This window comes from Kitasatospora sp. NPDC024654 (assembly GCF_055559155.1).
Genome location: NZ_JBVHLF010000007.1, coordinates 1 through 15834, shown reverse-complemented (window position 1 = coordinate 15834; position 15834 = coordinate 1). Strand labels below are relative to the sequence as shown.

16 protein-coding genes are annotated in these 15834 nt (G+C 73.8%); 12 read left to right on the top strand and 4 right to left on the bottom strand.

Annotated elements, in window-relative coordinates; genetic code table 11:
* Window positions 1-11 precede the first annotated feature (11 nt).
* From coaBC to ACZ38L_RS06210, 3 genes are all read left to right on the top strand, one after another.
* Window positions 12-1214 carry a bifunctional phosphopantothenoylcysteine decarboxylase/phosphopantothenate--cysteine ligase CoaBC gene (gene coaBC / locus ACZ38L_RS06220; protein WP_465689742.1) on the top strand — a complete coding sequence of 401 codons (1203 nt, stop codon included), beginning with the start codon at window positions 12-14 and terminating at the stop codon, window positions 1212-1214.
* A 149-nt stretch (window positions 1215-1363) separates the two neighbouring features.
* On the top strand, window positions 1364-2575 hold the full coding sequence (metK, locus tag ACZ38L_RS06215; RefSeq protein ID WP_465689740.1) for a methionine adenosyltransferase: 1212 nt from the start codon (window positions 1364-1366) through the stop codon (window positions 2573-2575).
* Window positions 2576-2730: 155 nt separating this feature from the next.
* Entirely contained in the window at window positions 2731-4815 is a 2085-nt protein-coding gene (locus ACZ38L_RS06210) for a primosomal protein N' (RefSeq protein WP_465689738.1), read from the top strand.
* A gap of 70 nt (window positions 4816-4885) precedes the next feature.
* Here the strand turns inward: ACZ38L_RS06210 and ACZ38L_RS06205 are convergent, their stop codons facing one another.
* A complete protein-coding gene (locus ACZ38L_RS06205; protein ID WP_465689736.1) occupies window positions 4886-5428 on the bottom strand; it encodes a hypothetical protein in 543 nt (180 codons plus the stop codon).
* A gap of 207 nt (window positions 5429-5635) precedes the next feature.
* On the opposite strand from ACZ38L_RS06205, the gene def reads away from it, so the two are divergent.
* The 3 genes from def to ACZ38L_RS06190 all read left to right on the top strand — a co-directional run bounded on the left by def (window position 5636) and on the right by ACZ38L_RS06190 (window position 8687).
* A complete protein-coding gene (gene def, locus ACZ38L_RS06200) occupies window positions 5636-6181 on the top strand; it encodes a peptide deformylase (RefSeq protein WP_465689734.1) in 546 nt (181 codons plus the stop codon).
* Window positions 6182-6244: 63 nt separating this feature from the next.
* Complete coding sequence (fmt, locus tag ACZ38L_RS06195; protein ID WP_465689732.1) at window positions 6245-7180, top strand: methionyl-tRNA formyltransferase; 936 nt, start codon at window positions 6245-6247, stop codon at window positions 7178-7180.
* Window positions 7181-7235: 55 nt separating this feature from the next.
* Window positions 7236-8687, top strand: a complete 1452-nt coding sequence (locus ACZ38L_RS06190; protein WP_396565842.1) for an RsmB/NOP family class I SAM-dependent RNA methyltransferase — start codon at window positions 7236-7238, stop codon at window positions 8685-8687.
* A 43-nt stretch (window positions 8688-8730) separates the two neighbouring features.
* Here the strand turns inward: ACZ38L_RS06190 and ACZ38L_RS06185 are convergent, their stop codons facing one another.
* Window positions 8731-9498: a TetR/AcrR family transcriptional regulator gene (locus ACZ38L_RS06185; RefSeq protein ID WP_465689730.1), complete on the bottom strand. Its 768-nt coding sequence runs from the start codon at window positions 9496-9498 to the stop codon at window positions 8731-8733.
* A 106-nt stretch (window positions 9499-9604) separates the two neighbouring features.
* Between ACZ38L_RS06185 and ACZ38L_RS06180 the strand changes: the two genes are divergently transcribed.
* From ACZ38L_RS06180 to ACZ38L_RS06155, 6 genes are all read left to right on the top strand, one after another.
* Complete coding sequence (locus ACZ38L_RS06180; protein WP_465689728.1) at window positions 9605-10597, top strand: ATP-binding cassette domain-containing protein; 993 nt, start codon at window positions 9605-9607, stop codon at window positions 10595-10597.
* The gene (locus ACZ38L_RS06175; RefSeq protein WP_465689726.1) at window positions 10597-11409 is read left to right on the top strand and encodes an ABC transporter permease; all 813 of its coding nucleotides are present in this window, start codon (window positions 10597-10599) and stop codon (window positions 11407-11409) included. Before ACZ38L_RS06180 ends, ACZ38L_RS06175 begins: the two co-directional genes overlap by 1 nt.
* A gap of 76 nt (window positions 11410-11485) precedes the next feature.
* Entirely contained in the window at window positions 11486-12457 is a 972-nt protein-coding gene (locus tag ACZ38L_RS06170; protein ID WP_465689724.1) for an aldo/keto reductase, read from the top strand.
* A 169-nt stretch (window positions 12458-12626) separates the two neighbouring features.
* Window positions 12627-13433 carry a class I SAM-dependent methyltransferase gene (locus tag ACZ38L_RS06165; protein WP_465689722.1) on the top strand — a complete coding sequence of 269 codons (807 nt, stop codon included), beginning with the start codon at window positions 12627-12629 and terminating at the stop codon, window positions 13431-13433.
* Between the two features lie 56 nt (window positions 13434-13489).
* Window positions 13490-14173: a ribulose-phosphate 3-epimerase gene (rpe, locus tag ACZ38L_RS06160; protein ID WP_465689720.1), complete on the top strand. Its 684-nt coding sequence runs from the start codon at window positions 13490-13492 to the stop codon at window positions 14171-14173.
* Window positions 14174-14234: 61 nt separating this feature from the next.
* A complete protein-coding gene (locus ACZ38L_RS06155; protein WP_465689718.1) occupies window positions 14235-15194 on the top strand; it encodes a pirin family protein in 960 nt (319 codons plus the stop codon).
* 7 nt (window positions 15195-15201) lie between these two features.
* On the opposite strand, the gene ACZ38L_RS06150 is transcribed toward ACZ38L_RS06155, so the two are convergent.
* Both ACZ38L_RS06150 and ACZ38L_RS06145 read right to left on the bottom strand, forming a co-directional pair.
* Window positions 15202-15453, bottom strand: coding sequence for a group II intron maturase-specific domain-containing protein (locus ACZ38L_RS06150; RefSeq protein WP_465689716.1), 252 nt, complete (start codon window positions 15451-15453; stop codon window positions 15202-15204).
* Between the two features lie 132 nt (window positions 15454-15585).
* Window positions 15586-15834 (bottom strand): hypothetical protein (locus tag ACZ38L_RS06145; protein WP_465689714.1); only part of this gene is annotated, 249 nt, incomplete at its 5' end.

The following is a 15834-nucleotide window of genomic DNA, read 5'->3' as shown; positions in this document are numbered from 1 at the left end:
GAGCGAGCCCCATGAACCAACCCCGTGTCGTCCTCGGAGTGAGCGGCGGGATCGCCGCCTACAAGGCGTGTGAGTTGCTGCGCCGGTTCACCGAGTCCGGCCACCAGGTCACCGTGGTGCCCACCGCGGCGGCGCTGCACTTCGTCGGGGAGGCCACCTGGGCGGCGCTCTCCGGCCGACCGGCGGCCACCGAGACCTGGGAGCGGGTGCACGAGGTCCCGCACGTGCGGATCGGGCAGCAGGCCGAGCTGGTGGTGGTCGCGCCCGCCACCGCCGACCTGCTGGCCAAGGCCGCCCACGGGCTGGCCGACGACCTGCTCACCAACACGTTGCTGACCGCCCGCTGTCCGGTGGTCTTCGCGCCCGCGATGCACACCGAGATGTGGGAGCACCCGGCCACCCAGGAGAACGTCGCCACCCTGCGGCGGCGTGGCGCGATCGTGCTGGAGCCGGCGGTGGGCCGGCTCACCGGCGTGGACACCGGCAAGGGCCGGCTGCCCGACCCGGAGGCCATCTTCGAGGCCTGTCGTCGGGTGCTGGCCCGCGGTGCCCTCGCCGCCGACCTGGCCGGCCGGCACGTGGTGGTCTCGGCCGGCGGCACCCGGGAGCCGCTGGACCCGGTGCGCTTCCTGGGCAACCGCTCGTCCGGCAAGCAGGGTTACGCGCTGGCCGTCACCGCCGCCGCGCGCGGCGCCCGGGTCACCCTGCTGGCCGCCAACACCGAGCTGCCCGACCCGGCCGGGGTCGATGTGATCAGGGTCTCGACGGCGCTCGACCTGCGGGAGGCCGCGCTCAAGGCGGCCGCCGACGCGGACGTCGTGGTGATGGCTGCCGCGGTGGCCGATTTCCGGCCAGCCCAGTACGCCGCAGGCAAGATCAAGAAGGTCGAGGGGGTCGAACCGGCGCCGGTCGCCCTGGTCCGCAATCCCGACATCCTGGCCGAGCTCTCGGCGCACCGGGCGCGCCCTGACCAGCTGGTGGTGGGCTTCGCCGCGGAGACCGACCAGGTGCTCGCCAACGGCCGGGCCAAGCTCGTCCGCAAGGGCTGTGACCTGCTGGTCGTCAACGAGGTGGGAGCCGACAAGGCGTTCGGCGCCGACACCAACGAGGCGGTGCTGCTGGGCGCCGACGGCAGCGAGACGGCCGTACCCGAAGGGCCGAAGGAGGCGCTGGCCGACGTAGTCTGGGACGCCGTCGCCGCTCGACTGGCATGACCGTAGTTTGAGACGGTTCTGCTCGTCGGAGTGGAGGGAGTGTCGAACGCGTATAGCTGACCGTTACACTCCAGGAATCAAGTCTTTCCGGATGCCCCGGCCCGGCCGGGAGCGTTCAGTCAGCAGCCGCTGCAACCCCAGGGAGCGCTGTGTCTCGCCGCCTGTTCACCTCGGAGTCCGTCACCGAGGGACACCCCGACAAGATCGCTGACCAGATCAGCGACACCATCCTCGACGCCCTGCTCAAGGACGACCCGACCTCCCGGGTCGCCGTGGAGACGCTGATCACCACGGGCCTGGTCCACATCGCGGGCGAGGTGACCACCAAGGCCTACGCGCCGATCGCGCAGCTGGTGCGCGAGAAGATCCTGGAGATCGGGTACGACTCCTCGAAGAAGGGCTTCGACGGCGCGTCCTGCGGCGTGTCGGTGTCGATCGGCGCGCAGTCCCCGGACATCGCCCAGGGTGTCGACTTCGCGCACGAGGCCCGCGTCGAGGGCGACGACGACGACCTGGACAAGCAGGGCGCCGGCGACCAGGGCCTGATGTTCGGTTACGCGTGCGACGATACGCCCGAGCTGATGCCGCTGCCGATCACCCTGGCGCACCGGCTCTCCCGCCGGCTGTCGGAGGTCCGCAAGAACGGCACGATCCCCTACCTGCGCCCGGACGGCAAGACCCAGGTCACCATCGAGTACGACGGCGACCAGGCGGTCCGCCTGGACACTGTGGTGATCTCCTCGCAGCACGCGAGCGACATCGACCTGGACTCGCTGCTGGCCCCCGACATCCGCGAGTTCGTGGTGGAGCCCGAGCTCAAGCGGCTGGCCGAGGACGGCATCGAGCTGGAGATCGGTGACTACCGGCTGCTGGTCAACCCGACCGGCCGGTTCGAGGTCGGCGGCCCGATGGGTGACGCGGGTCTGACCGGTCGCAAGATCATCATCGACACCTACGGCGGCATGGCCCGCCACGGCGGCGGTGCCTTCTCCGGCAAGGACCCGTCCAAGGTGGACCGCTCGGCCGCCTACGCGATGCGCTGGGTCGCCAAGAACATCGTCGCCGCCGGCCTGGCCAAGCGGGCCGAGGTCCAGGTCGCCTACGCGATCGGCAAGGCCGAGCCGGTCGGCCTGTTCGTGGAGACCTTCGGCACCGAGACCGCGCCGGTGCTGGAGATCCAGAAGGCCGTCACCGAGGTCTTCGACCTGCGCCCGGCCGCGATCATCCGCGACCTGGACCTGCTCCGCCCGATCTACGCCCAGACCGCCGCCTACGGCCACTTCGGCCGCGAGCTGCCGGACTTCACCTGGGAGCGCACCGACCGCGCCGAGCAGCTGAAGGCCGCCGTCGCGAGCGCCTGATCCGCTGATCGACCGGGCGGCGGTCACCCCTGGTACGGGGTGGCCGCCGCCCGTGCGTGTCGGTGCGGTCTGGTACCACTGGATCCATGAGCAAGACCGGCCGCAGTGAAGGGAGCGCCTCGTCGCCGGCCGGGCCCGGGGGAGGGGACGGTCCGATGAGCGGAGAGCACGACGACGCTCCGGGCGGCCCGCCCGAGCAGCTGGCGCTGATCCGGGAGACGGTCCGCCGGGCCAAGCCGCGCACCTGGCGCGGTGCGCTGCCGGCCGCCGAGCTGCCGGTGGCCCGGGTGCTGGTGGACAAGGGGCTACTCCACCTGGACCAGTTCTTCGACTACGCGGTGCCCGCCACGATGGCCGAGGACGCCCAGCCCGGCTGCCGGGTCCGGGTGCGTTTCGGGGCGCGCGTGGTGGCCGGGCGGCGCGAGGGTGGTGAACTGCACGACGGTTTCATCGTCGAGCGCCTGGCGGCCAGCGACTACCCCGGCCCGCTCGCCCCGCTGGCCCAGGTGCTCTCGCCGGAGCGGGTGCTCACCCCGGCGCTGCTGCGGCTCAGCCGGACCATCGCCGACCGCTACGCCGGCACGCTGGCCGACGTGCTGCAGCTCGCGGTGCCACCGCGACACGCCAAGGCCGAGGCGGAGCCGTCACCCGACCCGCTGCCGCCACCGGCGCAGCCGGAGCCGGGCGGCTGGCGGCGCTACCCGCAGGGTCCGGAGTACCTGGCCGCGCTGGCCGCCGGCCACGCCCCGCGCGCGGTCTGGACGGCGCTGCCGGGCCCCGACTGGCCGCAGGAGATCGCCCGGGCGATGGCCGCCGCGCTCAGCGCCGGGCGTGGCGCGCTCGCCGTGCTGCCGGACGGGCGGGCGGTGGCCCGCGTCGACCGGGCGCTCGGCGAGCTGCTCGGCCCCGGGCGGCACACCGCGCTCAGCGCCGACCTGGGCCCCAAGGAGCGCTACCGCCGCTGGCTGACCGTCAGCCGTGGCTCGGTGCGGGCCGCGATCGGCACTCGGGCGGCGGTCTTCGCGCCGGTCCGCGACCTCGGCCTGCTGGTGGTCTGGTCGGACGGCGACAGCAGCCACAGCGATCCGCGCGCGCCGCACCCGCACGTGCGGGAGGTGGCGCTGCTGCGGGCCGCCGAGGAGGGCGCGGCGGTGCTGCTCGGCGGTCTGGCGATGACCGTCGAGGGCGCCCAGCTGCTGCGCACCGGCTGGGCCCGGCCGCTGGCCGCCGACCGCGCGACGGTCCGGGAGACCGCGCCGCGGGTGCGCACGGTGGGGGACGCCGACCAGGCGCGCGACGAGGCCGCGCAGACCGCCCGGTTGCCGTCGGTGGCCTGGCAGGTGGCTCGGGAGGCGCTGCGCGACGGCCCGGTGCTGGTCCAGGTGCCACGGCGGGGCTACGCGCCGAGGCTGGCCTGCGACCGTTGCCGCACCCCGGCCCGCTGCGCGCGCTGCGTCGGGCCGTTGGAGGCCACGGGCGCCGGGCAGGCGCTGCGCTGCGGCTGGTGCGGCCTGGAGGAGGCGGACTGGCACTGCGTGGAGTGCGGGTCGTTCCGGCTGCGGGCGCAGGTGGTGGGTGCCCGGCGGACGGCGGAGGAGCTGGGCAAGGCCTTTCCACAGGTGCCGGTGCGCACCTCGGGGCGGGACGCGGTGCTGGCCACCGTGCCGGGGGAGCCGGCGCTGGTGATCTCCACGCCCGGCGCCGAGCCGGTGGCGGAGGGCGGCTACGCGGCGGCGCTGCTGTTGGACGGCTGGGCGCTGCTGAACCGTCCCGACCTGCGGGCCGGCGAGGAGGCGCTGCGGCTCTGGCTGGCGGCGGCCTCGCTGGTCCGGCCGGCCGCTCAGGGTGGCGTGGTGGTGATCGTGGCCGAGCCGGGCGCACGGCCGGTGCAGGCGCTGGTCCGCTGGGACCCGGCCGGGCACGCCGGTCTGGAGCTGGACGAGCGGGCCCAGCTGCGGTTCCCGCCGGTCTCCCGGATGGCCTCGGTGACCGGGTCGCCGGGGGCGGTGGCCGACCTGCTGGCGCTGACCCGGCTGCCGGAGGGGACGGATCTGCTGGGGCCGGTCCCGCTCCCCGTACCCGGGGGGCGCGGTGAGGAACAGGAGCGCGCGCTGCTGCGCGTGCGCCCCGGGCAGGGCGGAGCGCTGGCGGCGGCGCTGAAGGCGGCGCAGATCGCCCGGGTGGCACTGCGGACCGCGGAGCCGGTCAAGGTGCGGATCGACCCGCCGGACATCGGCTGATCGGCCCTCGACATGCCGAGTGGGAAGTCGGCCAGGCCGACTTCCCACGTAGCAAAGCCTCGAGTGCTGGTCACCCCCGCAGCTGGACCCCCGGTCGGCTGGCCTGCCGGGCGGCCGGGACGGACCGGGCCAGCTGGCCCGCGGCCGGCTCCTCCAACGCGGCGGCGCCGGCCGGCTCCTCGTCCAGGCAGTCGTCGCGCGGCGCGGCGGGCGTCGGGACGGCGCCGGCCAGCGCGTTCCCGCCGGCCCCGAGCAGCTCGGTGGCCGAGCGCCGCATGCCGTAGCGGCGGTGCACCGCCTGCTTGGTGACCCCGAGGGCGGAGCCCACCGAGTCCCAGGAGAAGCCCAGTGCCCGGTCGAACTCGACCGCGGCGGCGACCAGGGTCTCCACGCTCTCGCGCAGCTCCTGGGCCAGCCGCACGGTCGGCGCCGGCGCCCGCCCGTAGACCACGAAGCCGCCGGAACTGCTCGGGCGCCGCGGGCGGTAGACGTTGCCCAACTGCGCGGTGAGGGTGCGCAGGGCGTCCACCTGGCGGCGGACCCGCTCGATGTCGCGCACCAGCATGTGCAGGCTCGCCCGTGCCCGGGTGTCGTGATTGATCTGCTCGGCCATCGTGCTCAGGCCACCTTCCGTGCAAGTGATGGGGGCCCCGCGCCGGCCCGGTGAAACTCGCGGTCAATCCCACTTGACCAACGCCGAAGCGGCCTCGGGGTCACGCGTCGGGTCGATCCGGGATCTGCCGGATCAGCGGTCGGCCGGGTCCGGCCACGGCATAGACTGACGCTTTGCCCCGCCCGACCCGCAGAGGAGCCCGCCACCGTGCCGATCAAACCGATCCGGATCTTCGGTGACCCGGTCCTGCGCGCCAAGGCGCAGCCGGTGACCACCTTCGACAAGGAGTTGCGCGGTCTGGTCAAGGATCTGACCGAGACCATGCTGGCGGCCCCCGGGGCCGGCCTGGCGGCTCCTCAACTCGGCGTCTCGCTCCGGGTGTTCACGTACCACGTGGACGGGGTGACCGGTCACCTGATCAACCCGGACCTGTCGCTCTCCGAGGAGGAGCAGGACGGCCCGGAGGGCTGCCTGTCACTGCCGGGGCTGCGCTTCGACACCAGGCGCGCCCACGGTGTGGTGGCGCGCGGGTTCAACGAGTACGGCGACCCGGTGACCGTCGAGGGCACCCAGCTGCTGGCCCGCTGCATCCAGCACGAGACGGACCACCTGGACGGGATCATCTTCATCGACCGACTGGACCGCGAGGCGCGCAAGGAGGCGCTGCGCGCGATCCGGGAGGCCGACTGGGGCGCCGAGCCGGCCCCCGTGGTGCGGATCTCCCCGCACAGTACCTTCGGTGTGATCCGCTGAGCGGTCCACCCCGTTCATCCCGACATCCACTCCCCTCCGCCAGCTGCTGAAAGGTCCTGACCCTTGCGTCTCGTCTTCGCCGGAACCCCCGAGGTCGCCGTCCCCGCGCTGGAGGCGTTGCTTGCCTCCGACCGGCACGAGGTGGTCGCCGTGGTGACCCGCCCCGACGCGCCGGCCGGCCGCGGCCGCCGGCTGGTGGCCAGCCCGGTCGGCCGGCGGGCGGCGGAGGCCGGGATCGAGGTCCTCAAGCCCGCGAAGCCGAGCGAGCCCGAGTTCCTGGCCCGGCTGGCCGAGCTGGCCCCGGACTGCTGCCCGGTGGTCGCGTACGGCGCGCTGCTGCGTGAGCCGGCCCTGGAGATCCCCCGGCACGGCTGGGTCAACCTGCACTTCTCGTTGCTGCCGGCCTGGCGCGGCGCGGCACCCGTCCAGCACGCGGTGCTGGCCGGCGACGAGGTGACCGGTGCCTCGACCTTCCTGATCGAGCGCGGCCTGGACTCCGGCCCGGTCTTCGGGATCATCACCGAGGACATCCACCCCACCGACACCAGCGGCGAGCTGCTCGACCGGCTGGCCCGGGCCGGCGCGCGGCTGCTCGGCGCGACCATGGACGGCATCGAGGACGGCACCCTGAAGGCCGTCCCGCAGCCCGCCGAGGGGGTCACCCTGGCGCCCAAGATCACCGTCGAGGACGCCAGGGTCGAGTGGGCCCACCCCGCGCTGCGGATCGACCGCCTGGTGCGCGGCTGCGCCCCGGCGCCGGGCGCCTGGACCACCTTCCGCGGCGAGCGCCTCAAGCTCTCCGGCCCGGTCCGGCTGCTGACCGACCGTACCGAGCTGGCCCCCGGCGAGCTGGCGGTGGAGAAGAACAGCGTGCGGGCCGGCACCGGCAGCCACGAGATCGAGCTGGGCGAGGTCCAGCCGCAGGGCAAGAAGCCGATGCGCGCGGCAGACTGGGCGCGAGGCGTCCGGATCGAGAGCGGTGAGCGGCTCGGCGCCTGAACTCCCAGTCCGTCCTCCTTTCCCGCAGTTTCCGCAGCACCTTGAGGTAAGTCCCGTGAGCACCCCCAGCGCCTCGCGCACCCCGCGTCCGAAGGGCGCGCCGCGCCCGCACCGCCGTCCGAAGCAGGACCCGGCCCGGATCGTCGCGTTCCGCGCCCTGCGCGCCGTCGACGAGCGCGACGCCTACGCCAACCTGATCCTGCCCTCGCTGCTGCGGGAGGCCGAGCAGAAGCAGAAGCTGGACCGGCGGGACGCCGCGCTCGCCACCGAGCTGGTCTACGGCACGCTGCGGATGCAGGGCAGCTACGACGCGATCATCGCCGCCTGCATCGACCGGCCGCTGCGCGAGGTGGACCCGCCGGTGCTGGACGTCCTCTCGCTCGGTGCCCACCAGCTGCTGGCCACCCGGATCCCTTCGCACGCCGCCGTCTCGGCCACCGTCGAACTGGCCCGGGTGGTGCTCGGCGACGGCCGGGCCAAGTTCGTCAACGCGGTGCTGCGCCGGATCAGCGCCCAGGACCTGGACAGCTGGATCGCCCAGGTCGCCCCGCGGTACGAGGAGGACGCCGAGGACCACCTGGCGGTCGTCCACTCGCACCCGCGCTGGGTGGTCGCCTCGCTCTGGGACGCGCTCGGCCGCTGGCAGCCGGACGCCTCCGGGCGCAGCGCCGTCGAGGAGCTGCTGCGGGCCGACAACGAGCGCCCGGAGGTGACCCTGGTGGCCCGGCCCGGCCGGATCGCCACCGCCGACCTCGCCGCCGCGCTGCCGGACAGCTCGCCCGGCCGCTGGTCCCCGTACGCGGTGCGGCTCGCCGAGGGCGGCGACCCGGGTGAGCTGGCCGCGGTCAAGGAGAACCGGGCCGGCGTGCAGGACGAGGGAAGCCAGCTGGTCGCCGTCGCGCTGGCCAACGCGCCGCTGGACGGGCCGGACCGGCTCTGGCTGGACGGCTGCGCGGGCCCCGGTGGCAAGGCCGCGCTGCTCGGCGCGCTGGCCGCCGAGCGGGGCGCCGCGCTGGTGGCGTCCGAGAAGCAGCCGCACCGGGCCCGCTTGGTGGCCCGGGCGCTGGACGGCAACCCCGGCCCGTACACCGTGATCGCCGCGGACGGCACCAAGCCCGCCTGGCGGCCCGGGAGCTTCGACCGGGTGCTGATGGACGTGCCCTGCTCCGGCCTCGGCGCGCTGCGCCGCCGCCCGGAGGCCCGCTGGCGCCGCCGGCCCGAGGACGTCGCCGGCTTCGGCCCGCTCCAGCGTGACCTGCTGCGCTCGGCTCTCGCGGCGGTCCGGGTCGGTGGGGTGGTCGGGTACGCCACCTGCTCCCCGCACCTGGCCGAGACCCGCGCGGTGGTCGAGGACGTCCTGCGCGGTGCGCCGGAGGTCGAGTGGATCGACGCCCGGCCACTGCTGCCCGGCGTTCCCGCGCTCGGTGCCGGCCCGGACATCCAGCTCTGGCCGCACCTGCACGGCACGGACGCGATGTACCTCGCGCTGCTGCGCCGTACCGCCTGAGCCTGGGAGGGCCCCTAGAAAACTAGGGCTTGTCAGACAAGCCCTAGTCGACCGGGGTGAGCATCGCGGTCAGGATGCGGCCCAGCGAGCGGGCGAAGAGCTGGTCGAGGTCCGCCGGCGCCGCGCGGCCGGCCAGATTGGCGGCCAGGTGCGGGTACTGGCCGGTGAGAGCGGCCCGGCCCAGGTACTCGGCCAGTTCGCGCTGCGCCTGCAAGCGGTCCTGGCCGGGGGAGACGCCGCCGTGCTCCCACTCGGCGAACTGGCAGACGAAGCCGCTGAACAGCGCCATCGCCTCCAGCTTGGCGCTGCCGTCGAGCTCCGTGGGGGCCAGCACGGCGAGGAAGTGGTCGAGGAAGCGCAGCCCGTTGGGGCCCAGGGTGGGCCGGGTGATGACCAGTGAGACCGCCCAGCGGTGCCGGCGCAGGATGCCCAACTGCTGGTGGGCGAGGGCCGTGAGGTCGGCCCGGACGTCCCCGGAGGGTTCGGCGGGCAGTTGGTACTCGGCGACCACCGAGTCCAGCATGAGGTCGAAGAGCTGCTCCTTCTTCGGCACGTAGTTGTAGAGCGACATCGTCCCGGCGCCGAGCCGGGCGGCGATCCGGCGCATGGTGACCGCCTCCAGACCCTCGACGTCGGCCAGCGCCACCGCCGCGGCGGCGATCGAGGCGCGGCTGTGGGCCGGGCGCGGCCCGCGACCGGTGCGTTCGGGGCGCAGCCAGATCAGTTCGGGCGAGCCGCCACCGGCCGGCGGGGGAGCGGCAGCGGTCCGGCGGGCGGCCGGCTTGCGGGCGGAAGAGTCACTGGACGGCACGAGAAGATCACCTCAGTTCCCATCCTAGTGACGTACGGCGTACGTAGTACTAGCATGGCCTTGCCGCTCTTCTACGTACGATGTACCCAGAGAATCGGGGGTTCTCATGTCGCGAACACAACTCGCCATCGCTGCCGAGGGGTTGGGCAAGACCTACGGCAGGTCCCGAGCGCTGGACGGCCTGGACCTGGCCGTCCCGGCCGGGACGGTGTACGGGCTGCTCGGTCCGAACGGTGCCGGCAAGACGACGGCCGTCCGGGTGCTGGCCACGCTCGCCGCGCCGGACACCGGATGGGCCAGGGTGGCCGGCCACGACGTGGTCCGGGAGCCCGACCTGGTCCGGCGCAGCATCGGCCTGGCCGGACAGCACGCGGCGGTGGACGAGGGCCTCACCGGCCGCGAGAACCTGCACCTGGTCGGCCGCTTCCATCAGCTCGGCGCCCGCGAGGCCCGCCGCCGCGCCGCCGAGCTGCTGGAGCGCTTCGACCTCGCGGGCGCGGCCGACCGCCTGGTGCGCGGCTACTCCGGCGGGATGCGGCGCCGGTTGGACCTGGTCGCCTGTCTGGTCACCCGGCCGCCGGTGCTCTTCCTGGACGAGCCGACCACCGGCCTCGACCCCCGCAGTCGCTCCGAAATCTGGTCGGCGGTAAGGGAGTTGACCGGCGATGGCACCACCGTGCTGCTCACCACCCAGTACCTGGACGAGGCCGACCGGCTCGCCGACACCGTGCTGGTGCTCGGCCGCGGCCGGGCCGTCGCCGAGGGGCCGCCGGAGCGGCTCAAGGAGTCGATCGGCTCGCGAGTCGAGGTCACCGTCCAGCAGAGCGCCGAACTTCCCGGCGCCGTCGCGGTGTTGGCGGAACTGACCGGCGGCACCCCGGAGGCCGACCCGGATCGGCGGCTGGTCACCGTGGTCTCCCGGCCCGGCCGCGCGGTCGCCCTGCCGCAGCTGGTAAGGGAGTTGGACGCGGCCGGCGTGCAGGCCGAGGATGTGGCGCTGCGCCCGCCGACCCTGGACGATGTCTTCCTCATCCTCACCAGCCAAACGGTGGACGGGAGTTCGGAGCGCGTCGGCACCACCGGACGGAGTGCTGCCTGATGGCCGCGCTCACCGCTGCTCCCGGCCGGCTGGGCCGCCTTCGGCGGGACGCCACCACCTCCGCCCTCCGGGTGCTGCTGCACTACCGGCACTCGCCCGGCTTGGTGGCCGTCTCGCTGGCGGTCCCGGTGGTGATGGTGGTGGTCTTCGGCTACGTCTTCGGCAGTGCCATGCGGGTGCCCGGCGGTGGTGGCTACCGGGAGTTCCTGATGCCGGGCCTGTTCGCGATGGTCGCGGTCAACGGCCTGACCCCCACCATGGTGGGTGCGGCCCGGGACCTCGACCGCGGCGCCGCCGACCGGATCCGCTCGATGCCGGTCTCCCGGACCGGCGTCCTGCTCGGCACCGCGCTGGCCGACCTGGTGGTCGGTGTCGTGGTGCTGCTGCCGCTGGTCGGGGTCGGGCTGCTGGCCGGCTGGCGAATCCACCACGGGCTGCCCGACGCGCTGGTCGCCTTCGGCTTGCTGGTGCTCTTCCGGTTCGTGATGACCTGGCTGGGGACCTGCCTGGGACTGGCCGCCGGTCGGGAGGAGCTGGCGGGCCAACTCGCCGTCCTCACCTTCCCGGTGGCGATGGTCACCAACGTCTTCGTGCCGACCGGCGGGATGCCGGCCTGGCTGCGGCTGGTCGCCGGGTGGAACCCGGTCAGCACGGTGGTCGCGGCCCTTCGGGAGCTGTTCGGCAACCCGGCAGCGGGCGGGTCGACCTGGCCGCTGCACCACCCGGTGCCGGCCACCCTCGGCTGGGCGGTGCTGCTGCTGGCCGTCTGCGCCCCGCTCGCGGTTCGCTCGTACGGCGCACACGGACGCTAGTCCACCCATTGCCGAAGGTAGTTGATGGCAGGTCAGGCTGGACAAAAGGGCCGGTGCGGGCGGAGGGTGATGCCTTATGGAGTTCACCCACCTCGGCCGCACCGGCCTCCGCGTCTCCCGCTTCTGCCTGGGCACGATGAACTTCGGCCCGCACACGTCCGAGGACGACGCGCACCAGATCATGGACACCGCACACGAGCAGGGCATCAACTTCTTCGACACCGCCAACGTCTACGGCTGGGGCGAGAACAAGGGCCGCACCGAGGAGATCCTCGGCAGCTGGTTCGCCGGTGGTGGCGGCCGCCGCGAGCGGACCGTGCTGGCCACCAAGGTCTTCGCCGCGATGGGCGAGTGGCCCAACGAGAGCGGGCTCTCCGCACTCAACATCCGCCGCGCGGTGGAGGCCAGCCTGCGCCGACTGCGGACCGACCACATCGACCTCTACCAGATGCACCACGTCGACCGGGCCACGCCGTGGGAGGAGATCTGGCAGGCGATGGAGGTGCTGGTCGCCCAGGGCAAGATCCTCTACGTCGGGTCCAGCAACTTCGCCGGCTGGCACCTCGCGCAGGCCCAGGAGACGGCCAGGGCGCGCAACTTCCTCGGCCTGGTGAGCGAGCAGTCGCTCTACAACCTGCTGGTGCGGGACGTGGAGCTGGAGGTGCTACCGGCCGCCGAGCACTACGGCCTCGGCGTGATCCCGTGGTCCCCGCTGCACGGCGGGCTGCTCGGCGGGGTGCTGCGCAAGGAGCGCGAGGGCGTCCGCCGGGTCACCGGCCGGTCGGCCGAGGCACTGGAGGGCAAGCGCGAGCAGCTCCAGGCGTACGAGGACTTCGCCGCCGAACTCGGTCACGAGCCGGCCGACATCGCGCTGGCCTGGCTGCTCACCCGGCCCGTGGTGACCGCGCCGATCGTCGGGCCGCGCACCCTGGAGCAGCTGCACGGGGCGCTGCGGGCGCTGGACGTGGAGCTGGACCAGAAGGCGCTGGACCGGCTGGACGAGATCTTCCCCGGCCACCGGCCCGCGCCGGAGGACTACGCCTGGTGAGCACGGGGTCCGTGGGCGGGCGTTCGTGAGCGGGCGTTCGTGAGTACGTGAGTGGCCGAGCCGTGCGTCTGGCGGCCCGGCCGGTGGGGCCGCCACCGGCCGGGCCGCCCGGCGATGCGGGGGCGGCACACCGACACCGATGACGTCGAGGAAGGAGCGCGACCGGGAGATGGACGTTCGAGGGACAGGTGTCGTGCACGCCGACCCGCGGCTGGCCGCCGTCTACCAGGCCGGCAACGGGATACCCGCCGAGTCACTGCGCGGCTGGGCCGAGCTGATCGCCGGCTACGCCCCGGCCGGGGCGACCGCGGTGCTGGAGGTCGGTGCCGGAACGGGCGTGTTCTGCGCCGCGCTGGCCCGCGCGCTGCCCGCCGCGCAGGTGGTCGGGGTCGACCCCGCGGCGCCCATGCTGGAGCAGGCCGAGCGGCTCCACGCTCACCCTCGGGTGCGCTACCTGCCGGCCCGCGCGGAGGCACTGCCACTGCCGGCCGAGGGCTTCGACCTCGCGCTGCTCTCCCGGGTGGTGCACCACCTGTCGGACCGGCCGGCCGCCGCGCGGGAGCTGGTCCGGGTACTGCGGCCCGGTGGCCGGCTGGTGATCCGCACGACCTTCCGTGAGCGGCTGGACGCGCCGGTCTACGATTACTGGCCGCGGCTGCGGGAGACCGACGCCGCGCGCTTCCCCTCCGAGGGCGAGGTGCTGGACGACTTCACGGCCGCCGGCCTCGCGGTCCACCGGATCTGCTCGTACCGCGCGCCGGTCGCCCGCGGCCTCGGGGAGTTCCGGGACCGGCTGGCCCTGCGGGCGGAGTCCAAGTTCGACGCGCTGAGCCCCGCCGAGTTCGCCGCCGGCCTGGACCGGCTCACCGCGGCTGCCCGGGCCCAGCGACCGCCGCGGCCGGTCGAGGAGCGCTACGACCTGGTGGTGCTGGAACGCCCGGCCCGGCGCGGAGGCCGACCGCCGCTCGGGAGATGATGGGGGCCGGGGCGACCGCGGTGGTGGCCCGAGCCAAGTGGTGAAGGTATTCGGAAATGGCACAGATCAACCCCAGCATGCTCTCCGCGGACTTCGCCCGCCTCGCCGAGGAGGCCGAGGCGGTGCGTGGGGCCGACTGGCTGCACGTGGACGTCATGGACAACCACTTCGTGCCCAACCTCACCCTCGGCGTCCCGGTCGTGGAGGCGCTGGCCCGGGCCACCGACATCCCGCTGGACTGCCACCTGATGATCGAGCAGCCGGACCGCTGGGCGCCGCAGTACGTCGAGGCGGGGGCCGGTTCGGTCACCTTCCACGCGGAGGCCGCCGCGGCGCCGGTGCGCCTCGCACGGGAGATCCGCGCCAAGGGCGCCCGCGCCTCGATGGCGCTCAAGCCCGCCACGCCGATCGAGCCGTACGAGGACCTGCTCTCCGAGCTGGACATGATCCTGATCATGACGGTCGAGCCGGGCTTCGGCGGCCAGGCGTTCCTGGACATCATGTTGCCCAAGATCCGCCGCACCCGGGAGCTGATCGCCAAGCACGGCCTGGAGCTCTGGCTGCAGGTCGACGGCGGGGTCTCGGCCGCCACCATCGAGCGCTGCGCCGAGGCGGGCGCCGACGTCTTCGTGGCAGGCTCGGCGGTGTACGGCGCCGCGGACCCGGCCGAGGCGGTCCGCTCGCTGCGCGCCAGCGCCGAGGCGGCCACCGCGAAGGCACCCTGGGCCTGCACGCACTGAGCCGTGGGCGGTCCAACACCGCCGCGGGTGGCTCAGCACCGTGCTGGGTACCGTGACGATCATGAGCAACCTTGACCTCAAGCCCGTCGCGACCTTCTGCGGCGGCGACGCCAGCACCGGCCCGGTCCGCGAACTGCTGACCGGGCGCACGGTGCGGCTCGGCGAGAGCACCCAGGTCCGCCGGCTGCTGCCCAACCTCGGCCGGCGGATGGTCGGCGCCTGGTGCTTCGTCGACCACTACGGCCCGGACGACATCGCCGACGAGCCGGGCATGCAGGTCCCGCCGCACCCGCACATGGGCCTGCAAACCGTCAGCTGGCTGCACGAAGGCGAGGTGCTGCACCGCGACAGCCTGGGCAGCCTGCAGACCGTCCGCCCGCGCGAACTCGGCCTGATGACCTCGGGCCGGGCCATCTCGCACTCCGAGGAGTCCCCGCGCGAGCACGCCCGGCTGCTGCACGGCGCCCAGCTCTGGGTCGCCCTGCCGGACGCCCACCGGCACACCGCCCCCACCTTCGAGCACCACCCCGTCCTCCCCGAGGTCACCGCTGCCGGCCTGCACGGCACGGTGATCCTCGGCGAACTGGACGGCGCCAGCTCTCCCGGCACCACGCACACCCCACTCGTCGGCGTGGACCTCACCCTCACCGAGGGCAGCACGACCGCACTCCCCGTCGAGCCCGCCTTCGAGTACGCGGCCCTCGCCATGACCGGCTCCATCGAGGTCGACGGCGTCCGGGTGGAGCCCGGCTCGCTCCTCTACCTCGGCTGCGGCCGCCGCGACCTGCCCCTGCACGCCCGCACCGATGGCTCCCTGCTCCTCCTCGGCGGTGAACCGTTCGAGGAACGGATCGTCATGTGGTGGAACTTCATCGCCCGGACCGATGAGGATATCAGGCAGGCGCGCGAGGACTGGATGACCGGTGCACGCTTCGGCGCGGTGCACGGCTACGAAGGTGACCGGCTGGCTGCTCCCGAGCTGCCCCAACTGCCCCTGAAGCCACGGGGAAGGATGCGCTGAGCTGGGACTATGCGCCCATGTAGTGGCGCGCTGAGTGGCGGCCGTCGACCGCGTTGAACTTCGGCCCGGAGTTGCCGTTGCGGAAGTACGCTGCCCATCCCCGAAGGACGGGGTTGAGGTCGGCCACCACGGCAGCCACCGGCCGTTCGGTCCGGGACCGGGAAGTCGCCGCGCGGATCTTGTCCCGCAGCACCCCCAACGCCCGCGCCGAGGGCCAGCGTTGCAGGTAGAACCTGCCCCGCCACTTCCACGACTCCACCTTCCGGTGATGGAACCGTCGGGTAGCCGGGGCCCATTGCTGGACCCCGGCCCCCTCAGAACCGGGCGTGCCCGCTTTCCAGGCACCACGGCTCAAGCAAGCCCCGAGGACGACGAGGTTTCCGCGTCGGCGTCATGGCTGGTGCACCGTCTTTCCGGCAAGGATCTGCCGTCGGCAGTGCGCGTGGAGGAGGCGGTAGAAGGTCCGGTCCTGGCCGTCGGCCTGTTCGACGATGTGCTGTTTGGCCAGCACCCGCCGGACGGTCATGAACCACTGTTCCCACTCGTGTGCTTCCCCTCGTAGCGTGGAGTCGTGACCCGATAAGGAGTTGAGGGTGGGGAAGCGACGTACGTACGACGCCGAGTTCCGGGATGGGGCCGT